Genomic DNA, 18682 nt, shown 5'->3' on the forward strand with positions numbered 1-18682 from the left:
ATCCCGCCCATCCGTTCAGTGCGGCCAGATAGGGCAATGGAGCGGGCCTCACCGGCGTCAGCGCCGCCAAACAAAAGAAGCGCTGACGCAGATTGCCCGCGATCGCCTGTGAGCAAGCTACTGATCAGGCCGCACGGGCCACGCCCGCACGCGCTTGTGGGGTGTGGAACTGTCGCAGGGTCGCTGACAGGCGCTGGGCCTCGCCGCTAAGGGTGCTGCTGGCAGCGTTCGCCTCCTCTCCCAGTGCGGCGTTTTCCTGTGTCATCTGGTCCAGTTGCTGGACGCCGATGCTGACCTCGGTCTGGCCAATCGCCTGATCTTTCACTGATGCGGCAATCGCCTGAATCGTGATCCCCATCTGTTCGACCTGCGCCAGAACCTGGCTCAGAGCCGTGCCGGTGTTCTGGACCAGAACGGTCCCCTCACTGATTTTTGTCCGGCTGGCGGTGATCAGCGTCCGGATCTCGCGGGCCGACTGCGTGGCGCGCATCGACAGCGCCCGGACTTCTGACGCGACCACGGCAAAGCCCTTGCCTGCATCGCCTGCGCGCGCGGCCTCCACACCTGCGTTGAGGGCCAGAAGGTTGGTCTGGAATGCGATATCTTCGATCACAGAGATGATCTGGTTGATCTGGCCGGACGATTCCTCGATTTCCTGAATCGCCTGTGTCGCCTCAGTCAAAACCTGTCTGCTCTGGTTTGACAGGCTCAGGCTACGCTGTGCCATTTCGTCTGCTTCAGCAGCTTTGGCCGCGATCGCCTTGCCGCTCTGGCTCAGATTTTGCAGCGTCGCAGATGATTCTGCGAGCGTTGCTGCCTGCGTCTCGACCCGCCGTGCGAGCGAATCCGACATCGACGCGATTCCTGTGCTCGCGGTGCTGACTTCCTGCGCAATCTCGCTCATGTCGGACACGCTTTTCCCGAGGCTTGCGACCACCGCATTGAAATCCTCGCGCAGGGCCTCGTAAGCGGCGGGGAATGGGTCGGCGCGCGACGATTCGATCCGGTGCGTCAGGTCCAGCCGCGCCAGATGGGCCAATCCGGTGCGCAGCAACCCCATGACTTTCGTCTGTTCCTCATGGGCTTGCCGCCCTGATTCCTCCAGTTGGTGGTTGCGTTGCAGGTCGACCTTGAAAGCGGTCACACGGCGGGCGATTTCACCGATTTCGTCTTTCATATCCGCATGGGGCACGAAGGTTTCCAGGTCACCGCCTGCGATTTGGGCAATGGCGGTCGAGATTTGCGTGATCGGACGCGTCATCCGCACAGCCATCATCACGACGAGGCCAAGACCGAAGACGATCACGATTCCGGAAGCGATGACCATCGTCATCAGCCGGTCGAAGATCGCCGCATCGATATCCGTACGTTCGACGCCGACATAGAGAATGCCGATCACGTCGTTCCCCGCGCCGTAAACTGGCAAATACACGGTCAGATAGGGCTTGCCGAGAATGACAGCTTCACCGCGGAAGGTCTGACCTTGCAGCACAGCGCGATACACATCGTTGTCGCGGCCCAGATAAGTGCCGACCGCACGTTCGCCGTCAGGTCTGACGATATTGGTTGTCATGCGCTGAAAGTCGTTTTCCGCAGCGTCCCACTGAAAGAATGTCGCCGTTTCGCCCGAAACGCGCCCGACCTGATCGATCAGGTCATGTGTGTCGAATGTAGGAATATCGGTCCAGCTGGCGCGCGTGATCTGCCCGTCAGGGCCATAGCTGACTTGCAACCCGTCGAAGGCAGATTGGAAAACCGAGGCAATGATCCGCAGCGACAGGTCCTGCCGGTTCTGGACATCCGTCAGCATGGAATTCTGCGTCTGGCGCGCGGAAATCGACACAAGAACGGCGCAGACCGCCAGCATGATCACAGTCATCATGATGGCAAGGCGCAGTTTGAGGGACAGGGTAACAAAGCGTTTCACGGTAACCTCCGGACAGATGAGACCTCTGTCAGATACCGCCGAAAAACCAAGAATTCCTTAAAAGCCGCCACCGAAAAGGCGAAGGGCCACATGCGGATGCATATGGCCCTTGAGACAGTCGCACGGGTGGGGGGCTTAGAAGCCCAGACCGGCGTATTTGTTCTTGAACTTGGACACGCGGCCGCCGGCATCCATCAGACGGGTGCCGCCACCGGTCCATGCAGGGTGCACGGAAGGGTCGATTTCCAGCGACATCTGATCGCCTTCCTTGCCCCATGTCGATTTCATCTGCACAACAGTGCCGTCAGTGAACTTGACGTTGATGACGTGGTAATCGGGGTGAATTTCTTTTTTCATGGGACCCGTCCTTATGCCTGAGCGCCGGTAGGCGCCTTGTAGTTGGTGACTTCGGCGATACGTGCGGATTTACCGCGACGTGCGCGCAGGTAATACAGCTTGGCACGACGGACCTTGCCGCGACGGACGACTTCGATGCTGTCGATGTTGGTAGAATGCAGCGGGAACACGCGCTCCACGCCTTCGCCAAAGGAAATCTTGCGCACGGTGAACGATCCGGCGATGCCCGATCCGTTCTTGCGGGCGATGCAGACGCCTTCGTAGGCCTGCACACGGGTACGTGTGCCTTCGGTCACTTTGTAACCGACGCGGATGGTGTCACCCGCTTTGAAATCGGGGATGGTTTTCCCCAGCGCAGCGATCTGCTCCGCTTCGATCTGTGCGATCAGGTTCATCTGAAACGCTCCTTATGATGCTTGCGGTGGTCCGCAATGTTGTTGCCATGACGAAGAGCTCTGATCGTTACCGGGTCCGGCGCACCGCCCGTCAGAGATTGCGTCATCGTCTTTATTCCATTCGTCCGGCCCACCCGCGGGATCTGCCCCAACGCAAGGGCTGCCCGTGATCCGCGTGATCCATAAACAAATGGCCCGGAATCGGAACCGACCCAAGCCCGCGTCGTATAGGCCCAAGGGGGGCTGCGATCAAGTGCCGTCTTTGGCCTTGTACGCCGCCCAAAGATCGGGCCTGCGGCTTTCGGTGATCCGTTCGGACATCGCGCGCCGCCAAGCGGCAATTTTCGCGTGATTGCCCGACATCAGCACGTCAGGGATGGCGCGGCCCTGCCATTCGGCGGGCTTGGTATACTGCGGATGCTCCAGCAGGCCGTGGGAATGGCTTTCCTCGACAGCACTTTCGGCATTGCCCAGCACGCCGGGCAACAGCCGGACGGTAGCATCAATCATCGCCTGCGCCGCAATCTCGCCCCCTGTCAGGACGAAATCACCCAGCGAGACCTCGGTGATGCCGAAATGCTCGATCACGCGTTCATCAACGCCTTCGAACCGGCCGCAAAGCAGGGTGACCCCGTCCATGCGCGCCCAGTTGCGCGCCATCGTTTGGTCGAACCTGCGCCCGCGCGGGGACAGATAGACCAGCGGCATGATGCCCTTGGCGCTTGCGCGGGCTTCGAGGATGGCAGCTTCAAGCACATCAGGGCGCAGCACCATCCCCGCACCGCCGCCCGCGGGCGTGTCATCGACATTGCGGTGCTTGCCGATGCCAAACGTGCGCAGGTCATAGGTCTGCAACTGCCAGAGCCCGTCCTGCAACGCGCGACCCGTCAGGCTTTCGCCCAGCACGCCGGGGAACGCTTGAGGGAACAGTGTGATGATCTGCGCGGTCCATGCGCCCGCGAGCAGGGGCGTGTCGGTCATCAATTCGCGCGGTTTCAATGTCGCGCTGATCGACTTGCGGCCGATGGCGCGGGACGGTGTGTCAGTCATCGGTCGCAAAAAGCCCGGCAGGCGGGTCCGCGATGATGCGCCCCGCGGCCAGATCGACGGTCGGCACGGCGGCGCGGGTGAATGGCAACAGCACGGTGTCGGACTGGCCCGGCACATGCAGTTCCAAAAGCGCACCTGCGCCATGGTCCACGACGGATTTGACCTGCCCCAGTTTGCTGCCGCCGGTATCGAGCACGGCAAGTCCGATCAGGTCGGCATAGTAGTATTCGTCATCGGGCAGCGACGGCATTGCCGCGCGGTCGGCGTAAAGGGCGACGTTGCGCAGGGCGTCGGCATCTTCCTTGGTCACCACGCCGGACAGGCGCGCAGTGAACCCGCCTTTGAGCTGGCCAGTCAGCACCACCTGCGCGATGCTGTCGCCGTGTTCGGTGTAAAGCGGTGTGTAATCGGCGATGGCGGCGGGATCGGCGCAGAAGGATTTCAGCCGCACCTCGCCCTTGACCCCGAAAGAGCCGCCGATCATGCCTACGATAACGCGGTCAGTCATTGATCATCTCCGCTGCAAGACAGATGTTCTCGATCCACAGGCCGCCGCCAGCCTCGCAGGTCTCTTGGCGACCCTGCCGTTCATAGAGCATCCCCGCCACAAAGGCGAACATCACAAGGATGAGGGTGCGGAGCAAGCGGAACATCGGGGGTGAGGGGTGCAGCCCGGACCAAAGGTCCGGGCCACGGTCCGCCGCTTATTCGGCGGCGGCGTCTTCGGCGGGTGCGTTTGCAGCTTCAGCCGCGGCAGCGGCCTTGGCGGCTTTTTCTTCGGCGCGCTTGGTTGCGGCCTTGCCGGGGGTGCCTTTTTTCAGGTTGGCACGGTCTTTCTTCGGCATCACGCCAGCAGCTTCGAGCATGCGCGCGACGCGGTCGGTCGGCTGTGCGCCCTGACCCAGCCAGTGCTGGATGCGGTCCATGTCCATGCGGACGCGGTCTTCGCTGTCTTTGGGCAGCATCGGGGCATAGGTGCCCAGTTTCTCGATGAAGCGGCCATCGCGTGGCATGCGGCTGTCGGCAGCGACGATTGCATAGTGTGGGCGCTTCTTGGAACCGCCACGGGCGAGCCGGATTTTCATAGACATTGTGTTTCTCCTTTAAGAATGTCTGGGGGTGGCGGGGTGAACCCCGCCCTACGATTGATGTTGTTTGTGATGCTGGATCACTTCCTGAATGATGAAGTTCAGGAATTTCTTGGCGAATTCAGGGTCGAGATCGGCCTGTTCCGCAAGCTCGGTCAGCCGTGCGATCTGGGCGGCTTCGCGCGCCGGATCGGACGGGGGCAGGGCGTGTTCGGCTTTCAGCCGCCCCACGGCCTGTGTGTGTTTGAAACGCTCGCCCAAAGTATAGACGAGGATCGCATCCAGCCGGTCGATGCTGGCGCGATGCTCTTTCAGGATCTGCGCGGCGCGGGTGATGGCGTCAGACATGGGCCTGTCCTTTCGGATGTGGATGGCGGTAGACCAGCGTGTCGGGCTTCGGGCCGCGCGCCTGCGGGTCAAGGGCCGCGCCCAGCTTTTCGGCCAGCCGGATCGAGCGGGCGTTGTCGGGCGCGATATAGCTGACCACCGTGTCCCAGCCGAGGCTGTCATAGGCATGGGCAATCGCGGCGCGTGCGGCTTCGGTCGCGATGCCGGTGCCTTGCGCGGCATCCGACAGGATCATCCAGCCGATCTCGGTTTCGGGCCAGTCGGGGGGTGTCCACGGGCCGACAAGCCCGAGGGCCGTGTCGTCGTCATGCCGGGTGACCGCCCACATGCCATAGCCGAAAATCTCCCAATGTCCGAGTTCCGAGGCGAAGCTGCGAAAGGCGCGGCCCAGATCCTTGTGCCCGCCAAACGCGGTCGACCGGTCCGACATCATGAAATCATGAAAGGCAGGCCAGTCATCCGGCGTAGGGCGGCGCAGGGCCAGCCGGTCGGTTTTCAGGTTTTGGCAAACCTGAAGCCTCCGGCGGGGATATTTGGGCTCGGAAGATGTCATTTCTTCTTGCCGAACCCCGACAGACCGGCGGGCAGTTGCATCCCGCCACCCAGACCCGGCAGGCCGCCGCGCCCTTGCAGGGCTTTAGCGGCTTCGGCCATGGCTTTGGGATCGTTCATGTCGGGCATGCCTTCGGGCGCGCCGCCTTTGCCGAACATGCCTTTCATCGCCTGTTTCAGCATCCCGCCCTTGCCCATCTTTTTCATCATATCGGCCATCTGGCGGTGCTGTTTGATGAGCTTGTTGAGTTCGGACACCTCGAGCCCTGCACCCGCCGCGATGCGTTTCTTGCGGCTGGCTGCCAGCAGGTCGGGGTTGGCGCGTTCTTTCTTGGTCATCGAATTGATCAGCGCGATCTGGCGTTTGAGGATGCCGTCATCCATGCCTGCCGCCGCCATCTGTTTGCCCATCTTGGCGGCACCGGGCATCATGCCCATCATGCCTTCCATGCCGCCCATCTTGAGCATCTGTTCCAGCTGCATCTTGAGGTCGTTCATGTTGAACCGGCCCTGCTGGAACCGTTTCATCATGCGCGCGGCCTGTTCGGCCTCGATCGTTTCCTGCGCCTTTTCGACAAGTGCGACGATATCGCCCATGCCAAGGATGCGGCCCGCGATGCGCGAGGGTTCGAAGGTTTCGATCGCGTCCATCTTTTCGCCAAGGCCGACGAAACGGATTGGCTTGCCGGTGATCGCGCGCATCGATAGCGCCGCACCGCCGCGCCCGTCGCCGTCCATCCGCGTCAGGACCACGCCGGTGACGCCGATCTTGTCGTCGAATTCCTGCGCGACATTGACTGCATCCTGACCTGTCAGGCCATCGACGACCAGCAGCGTTTCGCGCGGATTGGCGATATCGCGCACGGCGGCGGCCTGCGCGATCAGTTCGGCGTCAATGTGCAACCGGCCCGCGGTGTCGAGCATATAGACGTCATAGCCGCCCAAAGACGCCTGCACCTTGGCGCGTTTGGCGATCTGGACGGGGGTTTCGCCCTTGACGATGGGCAGCGTATCCACGCCGATCTGCATCCCGAGGATCGCAAGCTGTTCCATCGCCGCAGGGCGGTTGGTGTCAAGCGAGGCCATCAGGACTTTCTTGCCTTCGCGTTCTTTCAAACGCTTGGCGAGCTTGGCCGTCGTGGTGGTTTTACCCGACCCTTGCAGACCGACCATTAGGATCGGCGCAGGCGGGTTGTCGATCTTCAGCGCGCCGGGATCTTCGTCGCCGGTTAGCACGCGCTGGAGTTCGTCATGCACGATCTTGACGACCTGCTGGCCGGGCGTGATGGACTTGGTGACGGCCTGACCTGTCGCCTTGGCCTGCACAGCAGCAACGAAATCGCGCGCGACGGGCAGCGACACGTCCGCCTCGAGCAAGGCGATGCGGACCTCGCGCAGGGCAGTTTTGACATCATCTTCGGACAGCGCACCCTGCTTGGTCAGCTTGTCGAAAACACCTGACAGGCGTTCGGAGAGATTTTCAAACATAGGCCACGGCCCTTTTGTCGTTTCGGTTGCGGCCCATCCTATAACAGACGTGCCAAAGCAGGAATGCCCCCGTGGGCGCAACGCGCTGACGGAGGGCGATCCCCTGAATGCGGGGACCGGAAAGCACAGGCATTCCGGAATATGGGGCGTTTATGCCGACTGGCAGCGCGAGTCAACTGCCCCGCAGTTGCGTGATCTTGTGCAGCGTGTTGGCGCGATAGGCATAGGCGACGGTGCCCGTGCCCGCGATCAGCGCCAGCATGTGCAGATAGGGTGGTCCGACCCAGATCAGCAGGGCCGACAGCCCGATAATCATGGTGGCCAGCAGCAACAGCCCCGCAACCCCTTCCCAGCCGCGCCACCAGAGCAGGGCAGCGCCCAGCACCTCGACCGAGCCGGTGATGTAGCGGGGAAACTGGCCAAAGCCGATCGCGTCATAAATGGCAATATCGGTGCTGTATCCGGTCAGCTTGCGCAGGCCGAAGTAAAGGAACGCGATGGTCAGGGCGGCGCGCAGGCCGGTCAGGATGGCAGACTGTGTCATGTCAAACAGCTAGGCCGCGCTACAGATTATCAAGGGTGCGTGTTTCCCCTTGCGCTGACGAACGGTTTGCAGGACTTTCGGTGCGGAATGTTTGTCAGCGCACGGAGCCGACATGGAGAACTGGGACGAAATCCGCACCGCCTTTCAGGTCGCGCGCAAAGGCACGGTGAGCGGTGCAGCCGAAGAGCTTGGCGTGCATCATGCCACCGTGATCCGCCATATCGACGCGCTCGAACAGCGGCTGGGTGTGAAACTGTTCCAACGCCATGCACGCGGCTATACTGCGACCGAGGCAGGGCAGGACCTGTTGCAGGTCGCGCAGGCGACGGACGACCAGTTCACCCAGCTTGCCGGCCGGATCAAGGGGCAGGGCGAGGGTGTCTCGGGCGATCTGGTGATCACCTCGCTTGACATGCTGTCGCAACGGCTGACCCCCGTGATGGTGGCGTTCCAGAACGAATATCCGCAGGTGCGCATCCGTTACCGCACCGGCGATCGCGTGTTCCGGCTGGAGTATGGCGAGGCGCATGTCGCGATCCGCGCAGGCGCGATGCCCGAAGAGCCCGACAATGTGGTGCAGCCTTTCATGTCGCAGCGGATGTCGCTGGTGGCATCTGCCGCCTATATCGACCGCTACGGTCTGCCGGATGGCGCCGACGACCTGCCGCACCACCGTTTCGTGATCAGCGACGATGAAAAATCCCGCGCCCCTTTCGAACGCTGGCTGCGCCACCGTGTGCCGGACGCGGCTTTGATGTACCGCGCTTCTGATCCGCGGAACATGCTGGACGCGATCCTTGCAGGGGCGGGGATCGGGTTTGTGATGCAGCAGGAATGCGCGGCCCACGGGTTGACCGAGGTGATCCCCAGCCTTGATGACTGGTCGGCGCCTTTGTGGCTTGTCACCCATGTCGATCTGCACCGCACGACCAAGGTGCAGGCCTTCCTGCGGTTTCTCAAGGATCAAATGAAGACCGCATCATGACACAGGCCCGCGCCGGGCATCTGGCGATGCTCGTGTTCTCGACGCTGGTGGCGGGGTCATTCGCGCTGGGCGCGCTTGCGGCCAATGATATCGCCCCCATCGCGCTGAACGCAGTGCGGTTCTGGATCGCGGTGCTGATCCTTGGCGCGGCGGTAGTGGCGACAGGCGGGATCACGCAGGGGGCTGTCGCAGCGCTTTGGCGTTATCCTTTGCTGGCGGCCTTCCTGACCACTTATTTCGTCGCGATGTTCGAAGGGTTGAAAACCGCGCCACCGGTCAGTGCCGCGGCCGTCTTTACCCTGACACCGCTGATGGCGGGGGTGTTCGGCTGGCTCTTGCTGGGCCAGCGGTTCACGCCGCGCATCCTGCTCGCGCTGGCGATCGGCGGGGCGGGCGCGCTCTGGGTGATCTTTCGCGCCGATGTCGCGGCCCTGTTGCGCTTCGAGATCGGGCGCGGAGAGCTGATCTATCTCGGCGGGTGCTTGGCCCATGCCGTCTATACGCCGCTCGTGCGGCGGCTGAACCGGGGCGAGCCTGCGCTGGTGTTCAGCTTCGGCGTGTTGCTGGCGGGGGCCATGCTGTTGACCGTGTTCGGCTGGGCCGATCTGCAGGCGACCGACTGGACAGCACTGCCCGCGATTGTCTGGATCACGATCCTTTACACGGCCCTGTTCGCCAGTGCCGCCACCTTCACCCTTCTGCAATTCGCCACGATGCGGCTGCCCAGCAGCAAGGTCATGGCCTATACCTATCTGGTACCCAGCTGGGTCATCGTCTGGGGTGTGGCACTGGGTGGTGTAATGCCGCCCGCCATCGTCATGGCGGGGCTTGGCGTCACGATTGTGGCGCTGGTTCTGCTTCTGCGGGAAGACTAGCGAATTCGCGGTCCAGAAACGCCTCGAACGCGTCCAGATCGACAGGTTCCATCTGCCCGAACCCCGCCATCCAGACCGAGGCCGCGCGCAAGGCATCGGGTTCGAGCTTGCACCATTTCACGCGCCCGCGCTTTTCCTGACTGATCAGGCCTGCGGCGGTCAGCACGCCCAGATGTTTGGAAATCGCCGCCAGCGACATCGCAAAAGGCTCGGCCACATCCGTCACCGCCATATCGTCCTCGAGCAGCATCGACAGGATCGCGCGGCGCGTGGGGTCTGCAAGTGCTGCAAAGGTAATATCAAGTGTGGCGGCCATGTCTGCGCATATGCGATCCATTGATAAAACGTCAACCATCCGGTTGAATATGGATATACGGCAGAACAGGCGCGCCACACCCTTCTTCCAGCTTCATATTTCAAAAATACTCAATTAAAACAAATGTTTAATGTGATTTTGTCGTAGCTTGACTCTGTGACTGCACCACCCTAAACCCACGACAACCTTCCAAAGGGGCCTGACCGATGACGGAACCGCAGGACGCAGATCGCCTGAAGGCGCTCGAGGCGAAGATTGCGGCGCTCAAGACACCGGCCAAGGTCAAGGACCATTCGGAAGAACATTATTCTCAGGCACAGCTTGCCTGGCGGATGGTGGTCGAACTCGTGGCCGGTCTTGGGATCGGTTTCGGCATCGGATACGGACTGGATACCCTGTTTGGGACCATGCCGATTTTTCTGGTGATATTCATATTCCTCGGCCTTGCGGCGGGTGTGCAGACGATGATGCGCTCGGCGGCCGAAATACAGTTGAAGCAGCAGCGCGCTGCACAGGAAAAGGGTGACGCAAGTGGCGACTGAACCAGAAACCCAAGGTGGTCTTGTCTTCCATCCGCTGGACCAGTTCATCGTCAAGCCAGCTTTCGGTGATGGCGCGATCAACTGGTACACTGTGACCAACGTCACCGTCTGGATGGGGATCATCCTCCTGGCGATCTTCGCGCTGTTCGTGCTGGGCAGCCGCGGCCGCGCGATCATTCCGTCGCGGGTGCAGTCGATCGTCGAACTGATGTACGGCTTTATCTACAAGATGATCGAGGACATCAGCGGTAAGGACGGGGTCAAGTATTTCCCCTATATCATGACGCTGTTCCTGTTCATCCTGTTTGCCAACTACCTTGCGCTGATCCCGATGTCCTACAGCCCGACCTCGATGATCGCGGTCACGGCGACGCTGGGTTTCGGGGCCTTCATCGCGATCACGATCCTTGGCTTCGTCAAGAACGGCATGTCGTTCCTGAGCCTGTTCTGGGTCTCTGCCGCACCCTTGCCGCTGCGGCCGGTCATCGCCCTGATCGAGATTATCTCTTACTTCGTGCGCCCCGTCAGCCTGTCCATCCGACTGGTAGGCAATATCGCGGCCGGTCACGTCGTTCTGAAAGTGTTCGCCGGCTTCGCGGCGGTCACGCTGGCAAGCCCTGCTGCAGTGCTTGGCATCGTCGCCATCTATGGGCTGGAGGTGCTGGTCGCCGGCATCCAGGCCTATGTTTTCACGATCCTGATCTGTGTCTATCTCAAGGACGCACTTCACCCGCATCACTAACACCGGATGGGTGAGATCACCCATCCTACCTCTCAACTTCCAATCGTAAGGAGAATTCACATGGAAGGCGAACTCGCACATCTGGGGGCCGGTCTGGCCGCATTCGGTTCCGGCTTTGCAGCACTCGGCGTCGGCAACGTGGCTGGCAGCTATCTGTCGGGCGCTTTGCGCAACCCATCGGCAGCCGCTGGCCAGACAGCCACGCTGTTCATCGGTCTGGCATTCGCAGAAGCGCTGGGGATCTTCTCGTTCCTCGCTGCACTTCTGCTGATGTTCGCAGTCTAAGACACGACCCAAATCCTTACGACCGGCCGACGGGTGTGAACCCTGTCGGCCGGTAAACCTGCAAGGTATCCGGGGACCATCATGGAAACAGAGACAACAAACATTGCAGGGGCCTGCGTCGACGCTGGTGGATATGCCATCGGCATGCCGCAGCTTTGCGCCGAATGGATGCCGAACCAGATTTTCTGGCTGCTCGTCACCCTTGTCGCCATTTTCTTCTTGCTGTCGCGTATCGCGTTGCCGCGGATCGGTGCGGTCCTTGCGGAACGTTCCGGCACGATCACCAACGACATCGCCGCCGCGGAAGACCTCAAGAACAAAGCGGCCGAGGCAGAAGCTGCCTATGAGCAGGCGCTGAAAGATGCCCGCGCCAAAGCGCAGGAGATCATCGCCAAGGCCAAGGCCGAAATTCAGGCCGAACTCGACATCGAGATGCAAAAGGCCGATGCCGCCATCGCCGCCAAGACGGCCGAAAGCGAAGCCGCCATCGGCGAGATCCGCGACAGTGCCATCAAGAACATCACCGCGGTCGCCAAAGACACGGCCAAGGAACTGGTGCTGGCCATGGGCGGCACTGCCGATGCCAAGACCATCACCGCCGCGGTCAACGCGCGGATGAAAGGATAAGTCATGCGAATTCTGGTCACCGCCCTTTTCGCTGCTGCTGCCTCGCCTGCATTGGCGGCGGATTATCCTTTCGTGTCGCTGCGGAACACGGATTTCGTGGTTCTGATCGCCTTTGTGATCTTCATCGGCATCCTGCTTTACTACAAAGTACCGGCACTTATCGCTGGTTTGCTGGACAAACGTGCGGCCAATATCCGCGCCGAACTCGACGAAGCCAAAGCCCTGCGCGAAGAAGCCATGGCGCTGCTGGCCTCTTACGAGCGCAAGCAGAAGGACGTGCAGGTGCAGGCCGACCGGATCGTTGCATCCGCCAAGAAAGAAGCGACCGAGGCGGCCGCTGCCGCCAAGGAAGAGATCGCGAAATCCATCAGCCGCCGTATGGCTGCCGCCGAGGAGCAGATCGCATCCGCACAGGCCGCCGCGGTCAAGGACGTGCGTGATCAGGCTGTGACTGTCGCCATCGCCGTTGCGAAAGAGGTGCTGGCAGGCCAGATGGATGCGAAATCCGCAGGCGCGCTCATTGACGATTCTATTGCTGTCGTCGCTGACAAGATGCACTGACGCAGCAATTGCCGCGATTTACAAAGCCCGCGTGCCGCAAGGTGCGCGGGCTTTTGCGTTGACAGGCAAGGGTCTGGCTTGAAGACTGCGGCGCAACTTGTGCAGGAGAAGGCTTGATGTCGCAACTCGGGCGCGGGCTTGGCGCCGCTGCCGTCTATATCCTGTGCATCCTGATGGCGACAGCCTACAGCTATCGCTATGCCGATCCGCCAGCGGACGTGCCCGCAACGCTTGTCAGGCTGTTTGTGTTGCAAATCCTGCTGGTGCTGGTCTGTGCGATCTTCGTGGCGCGCTTCGGATCGTGGCGGGTCTTCGGCTTTGGCCGTGTCAACTGGCCCGCGTTAATCTGGCTGTTCCCGTCCTTTGTGGTGATGGGCGCGATGGCGGCAGGGCTGGCGCCCGCGTGGCAAGCAGGGGCGTTCGAAGGGCTGGCCCCCTGGGTCTGGGTCTTGCTGATCGGAGTGCCGTTATTGATCGGTTTTGGCGAAGAGGTGATGTTTCGCGGAATCCTTTTGCGCAGTGCGCAAAGGACCCTTCCGGTCCCGCTGGCCATGACGCTGAGCGCTGTCTTGTTCGCCGCCATGCATGCTCCGTCCGGCCTGATCGCACAGCCCGCGTCGGCGACCTTGCAAAACACGCTGTTCGCTCTGACGGTGGGGCTTTTTCTTGCCCCAGTCGCTTTGCGGCTGGGCAACCTGTGGCCGCTGATCATCTGGCACGCGGTCTGGAACATGCTGGTGTTCGCCAGCCAGATCGCAGGGGTCCAGCATGGCTTTGTGCTGATCGGTGTTCTTATTCAGGCGGCGGTGGCAGGCTGGCTCTGGCGGGATTTCGTGCGCTATCCGGTCCGTCTAGCGTCGTAATTCGTGCTGGAACCGCTTTTGCGCAAAGGTCTCGTTGCGATCGACCTTTTGCTGGTCGGACAGCGCTTGTTCGACATAGTTCAGATGCGCCTCGACCGCTGTGCGTGCGGCGACGGGATCGCGCGATTGCAGGCCGGTGTTGATCTGGCGATGCTGGTCCAGCAAGGCATCCCGCGTCGTGCGCTGCTTGAACATGATACTGCGGTTGTAGAACACGCCTTCGCGCAGCAGGTCATACATCGACCGCATCATGTGCAGCATGATGATGTTGTGGCTGGCTTCGATAATCGCAAGATGAAAGCTGGCGTCAAGGCTCGCCTCTTCGGCCGGATTGCGTTTCTGGTGGGCGGCTTCCATTTTCTGAAAGATCGTGTCGATGACCTTCAGATCCGTGTCGGTGCCCAAACGCGCGGCGCGTTCGGCGGCAAGCCCCTCCATATCGCGGCGAAAACTGATGTAGTCGAAGACCGCTTCGTCATGCGATGCAAAAAGCGTGACCAGTGCGGGCGAAAAAGCGGAGCCAAGCACATCGGCGACGAACACACCTGCCCCTGCACGCGACACCAGCAAACCGCGTTCCTGCAGGTCTGCCAAAGCCTCGCGCAGGGACGGGCGCGACACATCCATTGTCTCGCTCAATTCGCGTTCTGACGGCAGGCGTTCGCCGGGGCGCAGGATACCGCGCAGGATCAGCCCTTCGATCTGGCGGACAATTCCCTGTGACAGTTTTTCCTGAAGAACCGGCTCGAACGGCATGCGCATACTTTCCATATTGGTCAGATCACATGACCACATTTTGCCTGCCGTGATCAAACGAAAAGGGGCCGCGTCATGCGGCCCCTTTGCAGGTGGATAGCCCGAAAATCAGTTCGGGGTGATGATGATTTCCACGCGGCGGTTCAACTGACGGCCTTCGGCGGTGGCATTCGATGCGATCGGCTGGTTCAGGCCAGCACCGATCGACCGGATACGGGCCGAGGACACGCCACCGCTGCGCAGAACGGCGGCAACTGACTGCGCGCGACGCTCGGACAGATCCTGGTTGAATGCGGCGGAGCCGACGTTGTCGGTGTGGCCGATCACGTTGACGGTCGAGTTGGGGTAGTTGTTCAGCGACCGCGCCACGATCAGCAGGTCGTTCTGGGACTGTGCCGACACCTGGGTGCTGTTGGTTGCGAACAGCAGGTCCTGCGACAGCACGACGACAAGGTTGTTGCCGTTGTTGGACACGCCCACGTCGTTGCGCAGCGCGCGGCGCAGTTCTTCGGCCTGACGGTCGAGGCTGCTGCCGATCCCGCCGCCGACGCCTGCACCCAGTGCCGCACCGACCAGCGCCGCACGGTTGCGTTCGCGCACTGTGCCGTCGCCGCCGACGATGGCGCCTGCAGCCGCACCACCCAGTGCGCCGATCAGTGCACCCTGACGGGCGTTTTCGCCCTGATTGGGCATTCCGGGGTCACACGCTGCCACGAGCAGAACAGAAGAGGCGGCAATCGCGAGCGGAAATTTCGAAAAGATCATGACAGTGATTCCATTACTATGAGTGCGCAGACCTGCGCTGTTTACACGCTCTCTTATGCCAACAAGCGTGATGCTATCCAATAACGCTTTTACAGGAGCTTTGGTTCCAGAACTTTTTCGCCGGTCTGCGTGCCTGCGTCAATGCGCGCGGATTCCCATGCCAGCATCGCCCGTTTGACCGGCAAACCCCAGTGATAACCGCCCAATGCGCCTGACTTGCGCAAGGCCCGGTGGCAGGGGATCAGCCAGCTGACAGGGTTGCGCCCGACGGCCGTGCCGACCGCGCGCACGGCTTTGGGGTTGCCGATGGCCCCTGCAATTTCTGCATAGGTCGTCACATGGCCCGAGGGAATCGCCAAAAGCGCCTCCCATACCTTGAGCTGGAACGGCGCGCCGATCATGTGCAACCGCGTCTCGCCTGTCATACCAAGCGCGGCCTCGGCCCAGTCGCGCAAGGCAGCGGGGTTTTCGACGAATGTCGCCGAAGGCCAGCGGCTGCACAGATCTTCCATCGCGGCCTCAGTGCCGGTTTCGGTGGCAAAAGCCAGCCCGCAAATCCCGCGATCCGTCCCCATGACCAGCGCAGGGCCAAAGGCGCTGTCAAACCAGCCCCAGAAAATCGTGAGCCCCGCGCCGTCGCGCGCATAATCACCGGGGCTCATCGCCTCCCAGCGCAGGAACAGGTCATGCAGACGCCCGCTGCCCGACAGCCCGATGGCATGGGCGGTGTCCAGCGTGGTGAACCGTTCTCGCAACAGGGTCTTGGCATGCGACAGGGTCAGATATTGCTGATAGCGTTTGGGCGACACGCCGACCCATGATGAAAACAGCCGCTGGAAATGCGCAGGGCTCATCTGCATCTGCGCCGCCAGATCGGCCAGCGACAAAGGCGCATCACCCGCCGCATCGATCAGCGCGATGGCGCGGCGCATGACGTTGTAATGATAGGTATCCATGTGTTCCATACCGCCGACCCTAGTGATTCCGCGCGCGCCCCGCGACCCGAATATTGCGCATCCTGCGCTTGCCCAGCCGCAAAGGGCGTTGCATACCAAAGTCATGGCAAAGCAGCTTGATTATCATTCCATCCGCGCGATCTTTGCGCGCTTTCAGGCCGCCGAGCCCGAGCCGAAAGGCGAGCTTGAGCATGTGAACGCCTATACGCTGGTCGTAGCCGTGGCCCTGTCGGCGCAAGCGACCGACAAAGGCGTGAACAAAGCCACGCGCGCGCTGTTCGCAGTCGCTGACACACCGCAAAAGATGCTGGATCTCGGGCTGGACGGCGTGACCGAACATATCAAGACGATCGGTCTTTTCCGCCAGAAGGCCAAGAACATCATCAAGATGAGCCAGATCCTTGTCGACGATTTCGGCGGCGAGGTGCCCAATTCCCGCGCCGCCCTGCAATCTCTGCCCGGCGTGGGGCGCAAGACTGCCAATGTCGTGCTGAACATGTGGTGGGGCCAGCCCGCGCAAGCGGTGGACACGCATATCTTTCGCTTTGGCAACCGCAGTGGTGTTGCACCGGGGCGCGATGTCGATGCGGTTGAACGCGCGATTGAAGATCACATCCCCGCGGATTATCAGCTGCACGCGCATCACTGGATGATCCTGCACGGGCGCTATGTCTGTGTCGCACGCAACCCCAAATGCGGTGTCTGTCTGATCCGCGATCTCTGTCTCTTTGAGGAAAAGAACCTATGAAAAAGTATCAGGTTGTCGGCATCGGCAATGCCATGGTCGATGTGCTGGCGCGTGCCGACGACGGATTTCTGGACACCGCTGGCGTGCAAAAAGGGATCATGCAACTGATCGACATGGACCGTGCTGTGGCCCTTTACGACCGGATCGGTCCGGCCAAGGAGATCAGCGGCGGGTCGGCGGCCAACACCATCGCGGGGATCGCGCAACTGGGCGGGCGCACCGCCTATGTCGGCAAGGTCAAGGATGACCAGTTGGGCGCGATCTTCGCCCATGACCTGCGCGCGCAAGGCGCCGATTACGCGACCCGCCTGGCGCCAAAGACCGAAGTGGCCGAAACCGGACGCTGCATCGTGATCGTGACGCCGGATGGCGAGCGGTCGATGAACACCTATCTCGGCGTGACCGAATTCCTGTCCCCCGACGATATCGACGAGGCCCAGATGGCCGATGCCGAGTGGATCTACCTGGAAGGCTACCGTTTCGACGGCCCCGACAGCCATGCGGCCTTCGCCAAGGCGATTGCTGCCTGCAAGGGGGCGGGCGGGCGCGTGTCGATCACCCTGTCAGACCCGTTCTGTATCGAACGGCACCGCGATGCCTTTGCTACGATGATCCGCGACCATGTGGACTTGCTGTTCTGTAACCGTGCCGAAATGTTGTCGATGTACCAGACCACCGATTTCGAGGCTGCCTTGGCCCGTGCGGCGGCAGAGGTGGACACCGTGGCCTGCACCGACAGCGGCAACGGCGTGCATATCCTGTCGGGTGGTGCACGCTGGCATGTGCCTGCCGTGCCCACCGCTATCGTCGATGCGACAGGGGCGGGCGATCTTTTCGCGGCAGGGTTTCTTTGGGGGCTGACCGCAGGGTTCGATCTGGAAACCTGCGGCAAGATGGGCAATCTCGCCGCGTCCGAGGTGATCAGCCATATCGGAGCGCGGCCGGAAACCGATCTCAGGACGCTGTTTGCAGAACACCGGCTGCTTTGAGCCAGCGCCGGTCGAGCGCATCGATGGCAGCGGAATCGAAGCGCTCTTCCTCTTTCCAGTACTTGCCGGACGGGACGTAGTAGCCAAGCCGCGCTTCTTCGGCCAGTGCGGCCTCGGCTTCTGAACGCTCATAATGCAGTGGTTGCGCGATCGCTGCGGACTGCGGCGTGCTGCGCGGAAAAACCAGTCGGCTTTCGTCCTGCGACAGGTTGACGACAGCGCAGCCGCGCGACGCTGCCATGACCATGAACCTTGCCGATTTCGCCTCGAGCGAGCGTAGCGTGACATCGGCGCGCAACGGGTCGGCTGTGCCGGTGCCGTAGAAATGGGTCTGGCTTTGCGCGGGATAGACCATGTCGCAACCCATCATCGCGATGACACGCGGCCGGAGCGCGGCAAGCGCCCAATAGCCTGCGGTAAAAGCCATCGTGCCACCGGCATAGACAAAGCCGCCCAGTTCGTTCTGCAAAGGCACATAGTCGGCGGCCCTGATGATCCGCTGCTCTGGTGCCAGCGCGCGCGGCATACGTTCGGCCGGAAAGTCATCAGGATGGATCAGGTCGTCCCAATCGGTACGCACTGCCCAGGCATTGTTGATCGCAACGATGCGGTCGAACGGGTGGCGCGGCCAGTCACGGGTCTCGACAACATTGGGGCCGCTGCCCAGCACCAGAACAACCGACATCGCCATTTTCCCCGTTGCACCCGATGGTTGGCAGATAAGGCGGCGCGTGCCGTTGTCGAGAAAAACTTTGATGCCTCCGGCGGGGATATTTGGGCTCGGAAGATGAAAAGATAACCGCCACCCGATGCGTCAGTCGCCCGGCGCTGCACAAAAGGTGACGGCATCTTCGTCGGCGGTCATCGGCATCCCTGCCTGTACCGCGCGATGATCGTGCCGGATTAACCTTAAAATCTCATTA

General features: G+C 61.6%; 26 protein-coding genes. 10 read left to right on the forward strand and 16 right to left on the reverse strand.

Annotated features, from left to right (window positions below; genetic code table 11):
* Positions 1–124: 124 nt before the first annotated feature.
* The 11 genes from VCK47_RS14525 to VCK47_RS14575 all read right to left on the reverse strand — a co-directional run bounded on the left by VCK47_RS14525 (position 125) and on the right by VCK47_RS14575 (position 7749).
* Positions 125–1927: a methyl-accepting chemotaxis protein gene (locus VCK47_RS14525; RefSeq protein WP_322890164.1), complete on the reverse strand. Its 1803-nt coding sequence runs from the start codon at positions 1925–1927 to the stop codon at positions 125–127.
* A 135-nt stretch (positions 1928–2062) separates the two neighbouring features.
* A complete protein-coding gene (rpmE, locus tag VCK47_RS14530) occupies positions 2063–2284 on the reverse strand; it encodes a 50S ribosomal protein L31 (RefSeq protein ID WP_322890163.1) in 222 nt (73 codons plus the stop codon).
* 11 nt (positions 2285–2295) lie between these two features.
* On the reverse strand, positions 2296–2679 hold the full coding sequence (rplS, locus tag VCK47_RS14535; RefSeq protein ID WP_019954536.1) for a 50S ribosomal protein L19: 384 nt from the start codon (positions 2677–2679) through the stop codon (positions 2296–2298).
* 249 nt (positions 2680–2928) lie between these two features.
* Positions 2929–3729 carry a tRNA (guanosine(37)-N1)-methyltransferase TrmD gene (gene trmD, locus VCK47_RS14540; protein WP_322890162.1) on the reverse strand — a complete coding sequence of 267 codons (801 nt, stop codon included), beginning with the start codon at positions 3727–3729 and terminating at the stop codon, positions 2929–2931.
* Entirely contained in the window at positions 3722–4237 is a 516-nt protein-coding gene (gene rimM / locus VCK47_RS14545) for a ribosome maturation factor RimM (protein ID WP_322890161.1), read from the reverse strand. Before rimM ends, trmD begins: the two co-directional genes overlap by 8 nt.
* Positions 4230–4373 carry a hypothetical protein gene (locus VCK47_RS14550; protein ID WP_322890707.1) on the reverse strand — a complete coding sequence of 48 codons (144 nt, stop codon included), beginning with the start codon at positions 4371–4373 and terminating at the stop codon, positions 4230–4232. The genes rimM and VCK47_RS14550 overlap by 8 nt, the downstream gene beginning before the upstream one ends.
* Positions 4374–4433: 60 nt before the next feature.
* A complete protein-coding gene (rpsP, locus tag VCK47_RS14555; protein WP_322890160.1) occupies positions 4434–4820 on the reverse strand; it encodes a 30S ribosomal protein S16 in 387 nt (128 codons plus the stop codon).
* A 48-nt stretch (positions 4821–4868) separates the two neighbouring features.
* A complete protein-coding gene (locus VCK47_RS14560; protein ID WP_019954529.1) occupies positions 4869–5165 on the reverse strand; it encodes a chorismate mutase in 297 nt (98 codons plus the stop codon).
* Positions 5158–5718, reverse strand: coding sequence for a GNAT family N-acetyltransferase (locus tag VCK47_RS14565; RefSeq protein ID WP_322890159.1), 561 nt, complete (start codon positions 5716–5718; stop codon positions 5158–5160). The genes VCK47_RS14560 and VCK47_RS14565 overlap by 8 nt, the downstream gene beginning before the upstream one ends.
* Positions 5715–7205: a signal recognition particle protein gene (ffh, locus tag VCK47_RS14570; protein ID WP_322890158.1), complete on the reverse strand. Its 1491-nt coding sequence runs from the start codon at positions 7203–7205 to the stop codon at positions 5715–5717. The genes VCK47_RS14565 and ffh overlap by 4 nt, the downstream gene beginning before the upstream one ends.
* A 172-nt stretch (positions 7206–7377) precedes the next feature.
* Positions 7378–7749, reverse strand: coding sequence for a hypothetical protein (locus VCK47_RS14575; protein WP_322890157.1), 372 nt, complete (start codon positions 7747–7749; stop codon positions 7378–7380).
* A 112-nt stretch (positions 7750–7861) separates the two neighbouring features.
* Here VCK47_RS14575 and VCK47_RS14580 point away from each other — a divergent pair, with 112 nt between their 5' ends.
* Together VCK47_RS14580 and VCK47_RS14585 are read left to right on the forward strand one after the other, a co-directional pair.
* Positions 7862–8734, forward strand: coding sequence for a LysR family transcriptional regulator (locus VCK47_RS14580; protein WP_322890156.1), 873 nt, complete (start codon positions 7862–7864; stop codon positions 8732–8734).
* Positions 8731–9609 carry a DMT family transporter gene (locus tag VCK47_RS14585; RefSeq protein WP_322890155.1) on the forward strand — a complete coding sequence of 293 codons (879 nt, stop codon included), beginning with the start codon at positions 8731–8733 and terminating at the stop codon, positions 9607–9609. The genes VCK47_RS14580 and VCK47_RS14585 overlap by 4 nt, the downstream gene beginning before the upstream one ends.
* Here VCK47_RS14585 and VCK47_RS14590 read toward each other — a convergent pair.
* A complete protein-coding gene (locus VCK47_RS14590) occupies positions 9569–9925 on the reverse strand; it encodes a metalloregulator ArsR/SmtB family transcription factor (protein WP_322890154.1) in 357 nt (118 codons plus the stop codon). The two genes, VCK47_RS14585 and VCK47_RS14590, sit on opposite strands and share 41 nt — an antisense overlap.
* A gap of 206 nt (positions 9926–10131) precedes the next feature.
* Between VCK47_RS14590 and VCK47_RS14595 the strand changes: the two genes are divergently transcribed.
* The 6 genes from VCK47_RS14595 to VCK47_RS14620 all read left to right on the forward strand — a co-directional run bounded on the left by VCK47_RS14595 (position 10132) and on the right by VCK47_RS14620 (position 13545).
* Positions 10132–10467 (forward strand): AtpZ/AtpI family protein, encoded by a 336-nt coding sequence (locus tag VCK47_RS14595; RefSeq protein WP_322890153.1) that lies wholly within the window; start codon positions 10132–10134, stop codon positions 10465–10467.
* Positions 10457–11209 carry a F0F1 ATP synthase subunit A gene (locus VCK47_RS14600; protein WP_322890152.1) on the forward strand — a complete coding sequence of 251 codons (753 nt, stop codon included), beginning with the start codon at positions 10457–10459 and terminating at the stop codon, positions 11207–11209. The genes VCK47_RS14595 and VCK47_RS14600 overlap by 11 nt, the downstream gene beginning before the upstream one ends.
* Positions 11210–11269: 60 nt before the next feature.
* Positions 11270–11494 carry a F0F1 ATP synthase subunit C gene (locus VCK47_RS14605; protein WP_322890151.1) on the forward strand — a complete coding sequence of 75 codons (225 nt, stop codon included), beginning with the start codon at positions 11270–11272 and terminating at the stop codon, positions 11492–11494.
* Between the two features lie 81 nt (positions 11495–11575).
* Complete coding sequence (locus VCK47_RS14610; RefSeq protein WP_322890150.1) at positions 11576–12121, forward strand: F0F1 ATP synthase subunit B'; 546 nt, start codon at positions 11576–11578, stop codon at positions 12119–12121.
* Positions 12122–12124: 3 nt separating this feature from the next.
* Positions 12125–12682 (forward strand): F0F1 ATP synthase subunit B, encoded by a 558-nt coding sequence (locus VCK47_RS14615; RefSeq protein WP_322890149.1) that lies wholly within the window; start codon positions 12125–12127, stop codon positions 12680–12682.
* Positions 12683–12798: 116 nt separating this feature from the next.
* Positions 12799–13545, forward strand: coding sequence for a CPBP family intramembrane glutamic endopeptidase (locus tag VCK47_RS14620; protein ID WP_322890148.1), 747 nt, complete (start codon positions 12799–12801; stop codon positions 13543–13545).
* Here VCK47_RS14620 and VCK47_RS14625 read toward each other — a convergent pair.
* From VCK47_RS14625 to VCK47_RS14635, 3 genes are all read right to left on the reverse strand, one after another.
* The gene (locus VCK47_RS14625) at positions 13534–14301 is read right to left on the reverse strand and encodes a FadR/GntR family transcriptional regulator (protein WP_322890686.1); all 768 of its coding nucleotides are present in this window, start codon (positions 14299–14301) and stop codon (positions 13534–13536) included. The genes VCK47_RS14620 and VCK47_RS14625 overlap by 12 nt on opposite strands.
* Positions 14302–14409: 108 nt before the next feature.
* The gene (locus tag VCK47_RS14630) at positions 14410–15066 is read right to left on the reverse strand and encodes an OmpA family protein (protein ID WP_322890147.1); all 657 of its coding nucleotides are present in this window, start codon (positions 15064–15066) and stop codon (positions 14410–14412) included.
* 89 nt (positions 15067–15155) lie between these two features.
* Entirely contained in the window at positions 15156–16031 is an 876-nt protein-coding gene (locus VCK47_RS14635; RefSeq protein ID WP_322890146.1) for a bifunctional helix-turn-helix domain-containing protein/methylated-DNA--[protein]-cysteine S-methyltransferase, read from the reverse strand.
* Between the two features lie 94 nt (positions 16032–16125).
* Here VCK47_RS14635 and nth point away from each other — a divergent pair, with 94 nt between their 5' ends.
* Together nth and VCK47_RS14645 are read left to right on the forward strand one after the other, a co-directional pair.
* Positions 16126–16770 carry an endonuclease III gene (gene nth, locus VCK47_RS14640; protein WP_322890685.1) on the forward strand — a complete coding sequence of 215 codons (645 nt, stop codon included), beginning with the start codon at positions 16126–16128 and terminating at the stop codon, positions 16768–16770.
* Entirely contained in the window at positions 16767–17759 is a 993-nt protein-coding gene (locus VCK47_RS14645) for an adenosine kinase (RefSeq protein WP_322890145.1), read from the forward strand. The genes nth and VCK47_RS14645 overlap by 4 nt, the downstream gene beginning before the upstream one ends.
* On the opposite strand, the gene VCK47_RS14650 is transcribed toward VCK47_RS14645, so the two are convergent.
* On the reverse strand, positions 17725–18450 hold the full coding sequence (locus tag VCK47_RS14650) for a hypothetical protein (protein WP_322890144.1): 726 nt from the start codon (positions 18448–18450) through the stop codon (positions 17725–17727). The genes VCK47_RS14645 and VCK47_RS14650 overlap by 35 nt on opposite strands.
* Positions 18451–18682: the final 232 nt, after the last annotated feature.

The sequence above is a fragment of the Yoonia sp. 72 genome (assembly GCF_034652275.1).
Classification (GTDB): Bacteria; Pseudomonadota; Alphaproteobacteria; order Rhodobacterales; family Rhodobacteraceae; genus Yoonia.